Source organism: Microbacterium sp. UBA3394 (assembly GCF_002358725.1).
GTDB lineage: Bacteria > Actinomycetota > Actinomycetes > Actinomycetales > Microbacteriaceae > Microbacterium > Microbacterium luteum.
In genome coordinates this window covers 91,251-102,065 of the sequence record NZ_DEPK01000102.1, presented here as the reverse complement: position 1 = coordinate 102,065, position 10,815 = coordinate 91,251, and the positions used below count along the sequence as shown (strand labels likewise).

The 10,815-nt window shown below is 67.9% G+C and carries 9 protein-coding genes; 3 read left to right on the top strand and 6 right to left on the bottom strand.

The features are described 5' to 3' along the window. Together B4E30_RS06540 and B4E30_RS06535 are read left to right on the top strand one after the other, a co-directional pair. The coding region (locus tag B4E30_RS06540) for an IS1380 family transposase (RefSeq protein ID WP_286794120.1) at positions 1-1,101 on the top strand (1,101 nt) is incomplete at its 5' end. A gap of 245 nt (positions 1,102-1,346) precedes the next feature. Next, on the top strand, positions 1,347-2,405 hold the full coding sequence (locus B4E30_RS06535) for an alcohol dehydrogenase (RefSeq protein ID WP_135950167.1): 1,059 nt from the start codon (positions 1,347-1,349) through the stop codon (positions 2,403-2,405). Between the two features lie 28 nt (positions 2,406-2,433). Here B4E30_RS06535 and B4E30_RS06530 read toward each other — a convergent pair whose 3' ends face one another. Next, positions 2,434-3,282: a 3-hydroxyacyl-CoA dehydrogenase family protein gene (locus B4E30_RS06530; RefSeq protein ID WP_005054991.1), complete on the bottom strand. Its 849-nt coding sequence runs from the start codon at positions 3,280-3,282 to the stop codon at positions 2,434-2,436. Next, entirely contained in the window at positions 3,279-4,031 is a 753-nt protein-coding gene (locus B4E30_RS06525; RefSeq protein WP_135950161.1) for an enoyl-CoA hydratase/isomerase family protein, read from the bottom strand. Before B4E30_RS06525 ends, B4E30_RS06530 begins: the two co-directional genes overlap by 4 nt. A gap of 212 nt (positions 4,032-4,243) precedes the next feature. On the opposite strand from B4E30_RS06525, the gene B4E30_RS06520 reads away from it, so the two are divergent. Beyond that, on the top strand, positions 4,244-5,614 hold the full coding sequence (locus B4E30_RS06520) for an NAD-dependent succinate-semialdehyde dehydrogenase (RefSeq protein ID WP_135950162.1): 1,371 nt from the start codon (positions 4,244-4,246) through the stop codon (positions 5,612-5,614). An 82-nt stretch (positions 5,615-5,696) separates the two neighbouring features. On the opposite strand, the gene B4E30_RS06515 is transcribed toward B4E30_RS06520, so the two are convergent. The 4 genes from B4E30_RS06515 to B4E30_RS06500 all read right to left on the bottom strand — a co-directional run bounded on the left by B4E30_RS06515 (position 5,697) and on the right by B4E30_RS06500 (position 10,554). Next, positions 5,697-7,412: a sigma-54-dependent Fis family transcriptional regulator gene (locus B4E30_RS06515; protein WP_135950163.1), complete on the bottom strand. Its 1,716-nt coding sequence runs from the start codon at positions 7,410-7,412 to the stop codon at positions 5,697-5,699. A 69-nt stretch (positions 7,413-7,481) separates the two neighbouring features. Then, on the bottom strand, positions 7,482-7,937 hold the full coding sequence (locus tag B4E30_RS06510; RefSeq protein ID WP_228179554.1) for an acyl-CoA thioesterase: 456 nt from the start codon (positions 7,935-7,937) through the stop codon (positions 7,482-7,484). A 50-nt stretch (positions 7,938-7,987) separates the two neighbouring features. Beyond that, a complete protein-coding gene (locus B4E30_RS06505; RefSeq protein WP_194384092.1) occupies positions 7,988-9,601 on the bottom strand; it encodes a flavin-containing monooxygenase in 1,614 nt (537 codons plus the stop codon). A gap of 41 nt (positions 9,602-9,642) precedes the next feature. Then, positions 9,643-10,554 (bottom strand): alpha/beta hydrolase, encoded by a 912-nt coding sequence (locus B4E30_RS06500; RefSeq protein WP_194384093.1) that lies wholly within the window; start codon positions 10,552-10,554, stop codon positions 9,643-9,645. Positions 10,555-10,815 lie beyond the last annotated feature (261 nt).

Sequence of the window (10,815 nt, the reverse complement as noted above, 5' to 3'; positions counted from 1 at the left end):
GAGTTCCGGTTCGGGCACGTCCGCCAGCTCGACGCCGCCGCCTCCCGGGTGTTCGCGAAGCTCGCTGTCGACGCGCCGCTGCTCCGAGCAGGCGATGGCGAGCGGGTGATGGTGGATCTGGACGACACCATCATCGAGGTCCACGGATACCAGAAGCAGGGCGCCGGTTTCGGGTACTCCGGCGTCCGGGGGCTGAACGCCCTCCTCGCCACGGCATCGACCACCTCGTCGGCGCCGGTGATCCTGGCCCAGCGGTTGCGGCAGGGGAAGACCGGGTCCCCGAAGGGGGCCGCGCGGATCGTCGGCGATGCTCTCGCCACCCTGCGCCGCACCCGCGCCGCGACCGGGGCCAGGCCGTTGCTGCGGGCGGACTCCGCGTTCTACGGACACGCGACCGTCGGCACCGCGATCAAGGCGGGCGCCGACGTGTCGGTGACCGTGAGGATGGACCCGGCGGTGAAGGCCGCGATCGCGACCATCCCGGATGATGCGTGGGAGATGATCGAGTACACCGACGCGATCCGTGACGAGACCACCGGGCAGCTGATCTCCAAAGCCGAGGTCGCCGAGGTCCCGTTCACCGCGTTCCGCTCGAGGAAGAAGGCGGAACAGGTCGCCGGACGGTTGGTGGTGCGGCGCATCCCCGATCTGAACCCGAGACAGGTGGAGCAGCCGACCCTGTTCGACGTCTACCGGCATCACGCGTTCTTCACCACCACAGCGAAGGAGGTGATGGACACGGTGGCCGCGGACAAGACCCACCGCGGTCACGCGATCATCGAGCAGGTCCACGCCGACCTCAAAGCGGGGCCGCTCGCGCACCTGCCCTCCGGGGTGTTCACCGCGAACAGCGCCTGGCTCGTCATCGCCGTGATCGCATTCAACCTCACCCGCGCTGCCGGTCTCGTCGCCGACCGAGCGGGACGGCTCGCGAGAGCAACGACCGCGACGATCCGCCGCACCCTGATCCACGTCCCCGCACGGCTGGCGCGCTCCGCGCGCCGAATCACGCTGCACCTGCCCGAGGCCTGGCCATGGCAGACCGCGTTCGACCGGCTCTTCACAGCCACGCACGCGCCACCGCCAACGGTGACCACCTGACCATCGCCGCAACGCGGCACGACCGAGGACCAAGTGGACGACCGGGATGCGACGCCCGGAACTCAACCCTGCCCTCGACGCGTCACCGCGCCCCGATCATGCCGCCCCGGCACACCCACGGCTCATCGGTGGATCGAGGCTAAGGGTCGCCAGGTATCAATCCGCCTGCCATTTGGTATTGGAGAGAATCAGAACGAAGTGGAAGCGTGGAGTCCACTGTGCGTATATCAACGGCGAGGACAACCATGCACGCATTCGCGATCTTCCAAGACGATCACACGGTGACCGATGTGGAATTGCCGACCCCGACCCCCGAAGGCACCGAAATCCTCCTGCGCGTGGTTCGGTCCGGGGTGTGCCACACCGACATGCACCTGCGTGAGGGGTACTACGATCTCGGCAGCCGGGGGCGTCTGAATCTGATCGACCGGGGCGTCACCTACCCGCTTGTCCTCGGCCATGAGGTCGTCGGCGTCGTCGAAGCGGCCGGCCCCGACGCCGACGGGGTCTCGCCGGGTGAGCATCGCCTTGTCTACCCATGGATCGGCGACGGCTCCTGCGACGCATGCCAGGCAGGTCACGAGAACCTGTGCCCCTCGCCCCGTAACCTCGGCGTCGCCCGCCACGGCGGGTATGCCGAGTTTATCCTCGTCCCGCACCCCCGTTACCTCCTCGACGTCACCGGGATCGAAGAGCGGTGGGCCGCAACTCTCGCCTGCTCCGGCCTGACCGCCTACAGTGCCGCGCGCAAGGCCCTTCCGGCCACCGCGTCCGATCCGGTCGTGGTGATAGGCGCCGGCGGTGTCGGGTTGATGGCGATCGCCACGCTGCGCGCGCTCGGCCACGAAGCAGTCCTCGCGGTGGACCTGCAGGAGCGCAATCTGGAACTGGCGCGGCAGCTCGGAGCGACCACGACGATCTCCGCCCGCCAGGAAGACCTTGCCGCCGCCATCGTCGCCGGCGCCGGTGGGCCGGTCGCGGCGATCGTGGACTTCGTCAACAACTCCACAACAGCTCCCGCTGCGTTCGCCGCGCTCCGCAAGGGCGGAACGATGGTTCAGGTCGGGCTGTTCGGCGGAGAGCTGGTCATCCCCACCGCGTTGCTCACTCTGAAGATCATCACCATCCGCGGAAGCTTCGTCGGGTCCCTCGGCGAGCTCGAGGAGCTCGTCGGGCTCGCGCGGCGCGGCGCGCTCCCGCATCTCCCGATCATCGACGGGGAGTTGTCTGCGACGGCGGTGCAGGATGCGCTGGACCGGCTCGCCGCGGGCGGCGTGCCCGGCCGGATCGTGCTCAGCGCGTGACCGCGCCGGGCGTCCAGCCGGCCACGACTCACGCGTAGTCGAAGAAGCCGCGTCCCGTCTTGCGTCCCAGCTCCCCGGCCGCGACCTTGTCGCGGAGGATCTGCGGCGGGGCGAACCGCTCGCCGAGCGTCTCATAGAGGTATTCGGCGATCCCGAGACGCACGTCCAGCCCGACAAGATCGGAGGTGCGCAACGGACCTGTCGCGTGACGGTATCCCAGCACCATCGCCGTGTCGATGTCCTCAGCGCTGGCCACCCCCTCTTCGAGCATCCGCATCGCTTCCAGCGCGATTGCCGCGCCCAGGCGGGAGCTCGCGAAGCCGGGCGCGTCGTTGACGACGATCGGGGTCTTCCCCAGCGATGTCACCCACTGCTCCGCCCGTTGCCGCAGGTCCGGGTCGGTCGACGGCGTCAGCACGATCTCGACGAGTGACGAGGGCGGCACCGGATTGAAGAAGTGCAGTCCGCACACGCGCTCCGGCCTCGCCAGCTGCGCCGCGAGCCTTGTCACCGACAACGATGAGGTATTCGTGGCCAGCCACGCCGACTCCTCCACGATCCCCTCTGCTCTCTGCATCGCCTCGACCTTGAGTGCGAATGTCTCTGGGACAGCTTCGATCACGAGCTCGGCATTCCGCAGCGCCTCGTAGTCGGCGCTGGCCGCGACGCGGCCGGCGATTGCGTCGACGTCGACCGAGGCATCCCGCTCCGCGGCCTTGCGGATCCCATCGGCCAACCGCGCGGCGGCCGCGCCCGCCGCCGCCGGGTCACGTTCGATCACGGTGACCTGGGCGCCCGCCTGAGCGAACACTTGCGCGATACCGGCGCCCATGCGGCCGCCCCCGATCACGCCGACGGTGGAGGGAACAGTGATCATCGGGTCTCCTGAGAACGGTTGAGGAATCGGGTCATCAGCTGCGTCTTGGCGTCCGACTCGAACAGGATCGCCTGCGCGAGTTCGTCGACAAGGGGGTGGGCGTCCCGCGGCGCAGCGAGCACGCGCTTCGAGAGGCGGAGGGCGAGCGGATCCTGGCCAGCGATCCGATCGGCGACGGTATCCGCCGCGGCCGCTAACTGGTCGGGTTCATGCACCGAGGCCACCAACCCACACCGCAGCGCCTCCTCGGCGTCCAGCCGGCGCCCCGTGAACAGGATCTCCTTGGCCAGCGGCTCCCCCACCAGCTCGGCGAGCCGCCAGGTCGCCCCGGCCGCGGCCAGGATTCCGATCGCCGTCTCGGGGTTGCCGAACACGGCGCGGGTGGACGCGATCCGGATGTCGGCCGCGTACGCGAGTTCCGCACCGCCCCCGATCGCGAACCCGTCGACCGCGGCGATCACCGGCATAGGCAGCCGCGCGATACGGGTGAACAGCCCGGAGTTGATGCCGGCCAGCGCTTCGTCGCGGCCGCGCTCGAGCAGCTGCCGGATGTCTGCGCCAGCCGCGAACACACCCCGTTCGGGCGTGGAGGTTCCGGTGAGAATCAGGATGCGGGGCTCTCGCTCCAGGCTCGTGCATACCGCGTGAAGTTCGTCGACCATGTCGTCGTTGATCGCGTTTCGCACGTCAGGACGGTTCAGTTCGACGTGAAGCCGGTCCGCGCCCTCGCGGAGTATCAGAGTGGTCACCGTCCCAGCCTCCCATCACCGATCAATGCGCGTCCAATACCCGATCCACGTACATCTGATGCGCCATCGTCATCAATCTCGGCCGGGATCGGTATTGGACGAACTCGGCCACGGCGCGACAGGCTGAGTGGGCAGTACCGCGCCAGACGACCGCCGATCTGGGCGGGCGTGGCCCGAGAGACGCACGACAGCAATGAAGCGAGGAGACCACGATGGGTGCATACCGGACCATCAACCCAGCCACCGGCCAGACGGTCGCCGAGTACCCCGTGATCGGCGATGCGGACGTGGCCGACATCGTCGCCCGCTCGCACACGGCCTACCGCAGGTACCGGGAGCTGCCGCTCGCCGAACGGACGGGGATCCTGGCACGCGCGGCGCAACTGCACCGGGACCGCATCGATGAACTGAGCGCGCTGCTGACCCTCGAGGTCGGCAAACCCGTCACGCAGGCCCGCGGGGAAGTCGAGCTGGTCGCCTCGATCTACCAGTACTACGCCGACCACGCCGAAGCGTTTCTCACCGACGAGACCCTCGACATCGTCGGCGGAGGGGAAGCGCTCGTCCGCACCGAGCCGATCGGGCCGCTGTTGGGGATCATGCCGTGGAACTACCCGTACTACCAGGTGGCCCGGTTTGTCGCCCCCAACCTCGCACTGGGCAACACGATCATCCTCAAACACGCCCGCAACTGCCCGCAGTCCGCCCTCGCCATCGAACGCGTGCTCCACGATGCCGGGCTTCCGGCCGACGCGTACATCAACGCGTTCGTAGACAGCCGCCAGATCGCCGGCATCATCGCCGACCCGCGCGTGCAAGGGGTGTCGCTGACCGGCTCCGAGAAGGCGGGCTCGGCTGTCGGCGAGGTGGCCGGCAGGCATATGAAGAAGGTCGTCCTCGAGCTGGGCGGCTCGGACCCGTTCATCGTCCTGGAGGATGCTGACGTCGACGCGGCCGTGGCAGCCGGCGTGCGCGGCCGCATCGCCAACGGCGGCCAGGCGTGCACGGCATCCAAGCGGTTCATCGTCGTGGATGCCGTCTACGACGAGTTCTCCCGGAAGTTCATCGACGCGATCACGAAGATCACCCCCGACGACCCCACGGACCCCGACACGTTCCTCGGCCCGCTGGCGTCCGCGGATGCCGGCAAGGAGCTCGAGGAGCTCGTCGAGGACGCGGTCGCCAAGGGCGCCACCCTGCACATCGCCCCCGGTGCACGCCGAGAGGGCGCCTTCTACCCGCCCAGCGTGCTCACCGGGGTCACCCCGCCGATGCGAGCCTACGAGGAGGAGCTGTTCGGACCGACCGCGGTCGTGTACCGGGTGCCCTCCCCGCAGGCCGCGGTCGCCCTGGCCAACGAATCGCCCTTCGGGCTGTCCAGCAGCGTCTTCACGCAGGACCCTCTGGCGGCCGCGCAGATCGCCCGCGAACTGGAGGTCGGGATGGTGTGGATCAACAGCACCAGCCGCAGCGCACCGGACCTCCCCTTCGGCGGCGTGAAGCGCTCCGGCATCGGACGCGAGCTCGCCCGGTACGGCATGGACGAGTTCGCGAACAAGAAGCTCATCCGAACCCCCGCCTGATATCCCCGCGTAACGCCTCCGCCGCGCCGAGTACGCAACTGCGAATCCAGGCCTCCCTGGTCGGCAGGCGGGGGCGCTGTTTTCAGGAGATCAGGGTGTTCTGCCCGTCGAGACCGTACGCGCGCAGTTTCCGGTACAGCGTCGTGCGCCCGATACCGAGGATCTCCGCTGCACGCGAACGGTTTCCGTCCGCCTCCCGCAGCGCCGCATCGATCGCCCGGTACTCGGATGCGGCGATGCCGCGCAGCTGGCGGGCACGTGTGCGCATCTCGACGGGCAGAAGGTCGACGTCCAGGACGGTGCCGACGGGGCGGTACGCCACCATCGCGGCAATCAGAACCCGCAGCTCCGAGGCGCCACCAGGCCAGTCCCACCGGGAAAGCGCCTGCAGCAGAGCAGGGCTCAGTGTCACCGAGTGCTCCTGAGCGAGTCTCACGGCCAGGCCGATGACACGGTCTGGGTCATCGCGCAGCGCTGGGAGGTCGAGTCGCGGCCCCAGGCGGCCCAGGAAACTGAAGACGACGCCAGTCAGGTCGTCTGCGACACAGAACACCACCCGGGCGGACCGGACGGGATCTGCCGCGCCGGCCAATTGCTGCAGGACCGGGAAGTCAGCGTCGGTCAAAGACTCGACGCTGCGGACGACCACCGACGTGCCTGTGCTCAGCGCCTGCACCGCCGTGACCACGGCCCCCGGTTCCCGAAGCGCCGGGGCGTCGATGACGACCGGGTCGTGGCGGTCGCGTTCGCGCAGCCAGAGCTGGGCGAGAAGCGTCTTCCCGCTGTCGCGGGGACCGTGGATCGCGATGCACCCGCTGGTGCGACCGAGCACGTCGAGGTGCGCGGCAAGGCGGGAGAGTCGGGTGGGTTCCGGCGCTGCGGTCGGCTCGTCCTCGGGCAGTTCAACGAGGTAGATGCTCTCGCCTGCCCGATTCACGATGCGGCGGGCAGTGCTCGGCCGACCCGCGAGCAGGACGGATGCGACATCCCCCTGCCAATGGTGAGCCTGCAACTCGTCCCACAGCGTCACGTGCCGCTCGGCCGAGAGCATCGGCAACGCGCCCGTCGAGGCGAGCACGCCTCCTCGACCGATGGCCAGCACGCGGTGGCCGGCGGTGCCGCCCGCGAACCGGGCCAGCAGCGCCTGCAACTCCAGCGGTGCGGTGTTCAGGAGCGCGTCCTGGAGGTCACGAGCGGCCTGCTTCGCGATCGCGAGCATCGCGGGATGGGATGCCCCGACTGGAGAGGCGAGGGCGAGCGAGCCGATGACACGCTGCGAGAGGGGGTCGTGGATGGGGGCGCCGGCGCAGGCTAGGGTCTGCAGCCGGTCGTTGACGTGCTCGGCGCCGCGCACGAACACTGCGGATCTTTCCTCCATCGCCGTTCCGAGTCCGTTCGTGCCCAGCGCGGACTCCGAGAATTCGAATCCTTCGGCGGCGGACACCTTGTCGAGCCGTCTCGCGTGGCTCGGGTCGCCTACCTTTCGGGCGAGGATCCGTCCGGATCGGTCGCTGACCAGCAGCGCGACACGCATGTCAGCGAGTGATTCCGCCCATCGCGCCAGGACGGTCTCAGCGGTGTCCTGGAAGCGTCCCGCCAGTTCGGAGAACGGGTGGTAAGCAGGAGTCGCAGTCGGATCGCAGCCGCCACCGGTGGTGATCGAGCGACGCCAACTGCGCTCGATCACCGGGGGGACGTTCAGTGTTCGGGGAGTGAGACCGTGCGCGCCGACGCCAGCTTCGAGAAGGCGTTCACGAGCCTGCCGCACGCTCGCGGCGGAATAGGTGTCGATGGACATAGCTGGGACCTCGCGTCACTGCAAGTGGTCACACCCAGTATCCGCCTCCCTATTGGAACCCGCCAATACCTAATCCGCTGTGGATCTATCCTCTGTGCGCATGAGTCCATGGTGGTGGGGAAGCCGGTCGCGTTCGTAGGTGATGTCGGTGTAGCCGTGAGGAATGGGCTGGCCGTGGTCATCGAGGCCGACGAAGACGATCTTCTCGATCGTGAGAATGCGTTCACGAGTGATCATGTTGCGCACCTCGGCGCGCATCGTGAGGGAGGTGCGCCCGAACGCGGTGGCGCGCAGTCCCATCTCGATCAGATCGCCTTGTCGCGCGGAACTGACGAAGTCGATCTCGGAGATGTACTTGGTGACCGCCCGGGAGTTTCCGAGCTGGATGATGGCGTAGATCGCGGCCTCTTCATCGATCCAGCGCAGCAGGCTGCCGCCGAACAGGGTGCCGTGCGCGTTCAGGTCCTCGGGACGGACCCAGCGGCGTGACCGGAATGTGACGTCTGCTGACATGGAGTCGCTCATAGGACGACCGTAGGCCGGGAAGCACACTCCCGGCCTACGGTTACCGTCGATCAGGCCGGGACGGGCTGTCCGATGCTGAATCCTTCGAAGTCCTTCGCCTGGATCTCCGAGAGGAGGCCGCGGTAGGCGCCTAGGCCGCCGAGGTAGAACATCACGGCGTGCTTCTTGCCGGGGATGTTCGCCCCGAAGATCCACGAGTCGGTCTTGGGGAACAGCGTGTAGTTCGCGATCGTCGTGCAGGTCTCGGTCCATTCGTCCTCGACCTGCTGCGACACCTCGATGAGCCCGCCTCTCCGCTCCGCCTCGGTGACCAGGGTCGTGATGAACTCGACCTGCGCCTCGATGCTGGGCACCAGGTTGGTGAACGGCCCGTTGGGGCCGAGGATCATGAACATGTTCGGGAATCCGGCCGTCATGATGCCGAGGAAGCTGGTCGGGGCGTCGGCCCAGTGCTCGTCGACGCTCACCCCTCCGCGCCCGCGGATGTCGATGCGGCGGTAGTTGCCGTCGACCGCGTCGAACCCGGTAGCCAGCACGAGCACATCCAGCTCGTGCTCCACGCCGTCCGCGGTCTTCACGCCTCGCGGGGTGATCTCGACGATCGGGTTCTCCTTGATCGACACCAGCTTCACGTTGTCCTGGTTGTACACGTCGTAGTAGCCCTGGTTGCACAGCGGCCGCTTCGCATACGGCTGGGTCGGGGTGAGCAATCGCGCCGTCTCCGGATCCTTGACCGTCTCAGCGATCTTGCGGCGGATGAACGCAGCGGCTGCCTCGTTCGACTCCGGGTTGATAGCGATGTCGTTGAACGTGCCGAACATGAAATAGAATCCGTTGCCTCGGTCCCATGCCGCCTGGAACACGCGCTCCCGCTCGGCCTCGTCGACATCGGTGGCCGCGACGGTGGACTCCTCGAACCCGAACGCGACGCCCGAGTTGCGGACCTGCTCCCAGATCTCCGGGAACCGGGACTTGTAGTTCTCCACCTCTCCCGGCTCGACCGGTCCGTTGCCAGAGGGGACGCTGTATTGCGCGGAACGCTGGAACACGGTCAGGTGCGACACCTGCTTGGCTGCGGCGACGATGAACTGGGTTCCGGTCGAGCCGGTGCCGATGACGCCCACCCGCTTGCCCTCGATCGACAGGTCGTCCGGCCACTCCGCGGTGTGCACGAGGCGGCCTTCAAACGAGTCGATCCCGGGGATGTCGGGGATGTTGGTTGCTGCGAGCAGTCCCAGCGCCGTCACCACGTATCGGGCCGTGAAGGACTCTCCGGCGGAGGTGCCGACCGTCCAGGTGTTGGTGGCTTCGTCGAAGACGATCGACGTGACTTCGGTGTTCAGCCGGAAGTCCTTGCGGAGGTCGTACCGGTCGACGACGGTCTCAAGGTAGCGGAGGATGTCGGGCTGGTCGATGTACTTTCGCGCCCAGTCCCACTCCTGCAGCAGTTCGTCATCGAACGAGTATCGGTAGAAGGGGCTCTCCGTGTCGGACATGGCGCCGGGATACCGGTTCCAGTACCAGGTGCCTCCGATGCCGGCGCCCTTCTCGAAGCCGCGGACGCGCAGGCCGAGCTTGTCGCGCAGGGTGTGCAGCTGGTAGATGCCGCCGAAACCGGCGCCGACGACGATCGCGTCGAAGTCCGTGGTCTGTGTGGATGTCATGGTGCAACTCCTTCGTTGAATAAGCGGGGGTGTGTTGCAGGTCAGTGGCGAAGCCACTGGCCGATCGCCGCAAGCTCCGCGTCGACGTCCGCGTCGCGGCCAGCCAGGAACGGGTAGACGTGCTGCTGTCCTTCGGCGACATGCAGGGTGACGTCAACGCCGGCGCCCTTGGCGCGCTCTGCCACGCGGATGGCATTGTCGACCAACGACTCGACCGAACCGGCGTTGACGTACAGCGGGGGGAACCCGGTGAAATCCGCGTAGAGCGGGTTCGCGAGCGGCGCCGACGGGCTGGTGGTCGCCCCCAGCACGCCGGCGATCATGCCCTCCAGGAGCGGCACGGAGATCAGCGCGTCGGTCGCATCGTTGGTGACCAGCGTCGCGCCGCGGTTCTCCATGTCCAGCCACGGGGAGAACGCGATGACGTGCCCGGGCAGCGGCCGCCCCTTCGCCTTCAACGCCAACGGGATGGCGATGGCGAGATTGCCTCCCGCCGAGTCGCCGATCGTGGTGACGTCCTCGGGGTGGACCCCCCGCTCCAGCAGGGCCTCGAACGCCGCGACCCCGTCGTCTACCTGGGCGGGGTGCGGGTGCTCGGGCGCGCGACGGTAGTCCAGCACGAACGCTGTTACCCCGGCCGCCTTCGCGACGTGCGCGGCGAGCTTCCGGTGGCTGGCCGCAGAGCCGACGGCGAACCCGCCGCCGTGCGTGTAGAGGAGGACCTTGGAGCGATCGGCTCCGGCCGGGAACGCCCAGATGCCGGGCACGCCGCCGACCGTCTCCTCCTTGTAGGTGACATCTTCCGGTTCGATGGTCGGCTGATGCCATTCATCGAAGATGCTGCGGAACAGCCGCATGTCCAGCTCGTGAGTGGCCATGAGCTCGGACCAGCCCAGATACAGATCACGCAGGGCGCTCGGGACGACTGCGGTCGCGGTGGATGACGAGGACATCGCATAACTCCTTCGTTGATGCTCGGCGCCTGCAGGAACGAGGCGACCACTCGGTGGATGAGCTCTACTCTCAGGGAGGATTCCGCCACAGCGCTGTGCCGATTTGGAACAGCTCACCCGGGTTGCCCGGTGACCACGACAGAGATCGGCTCCGGCGCACGGCATGATCAGGATCCAGCGCACGAACGAGACCGGATCGGGCACGGTGCCAGACGATCAGCGCCGCCACGACGAGAGTCGCGGCGGTCACCGCCATTGCTC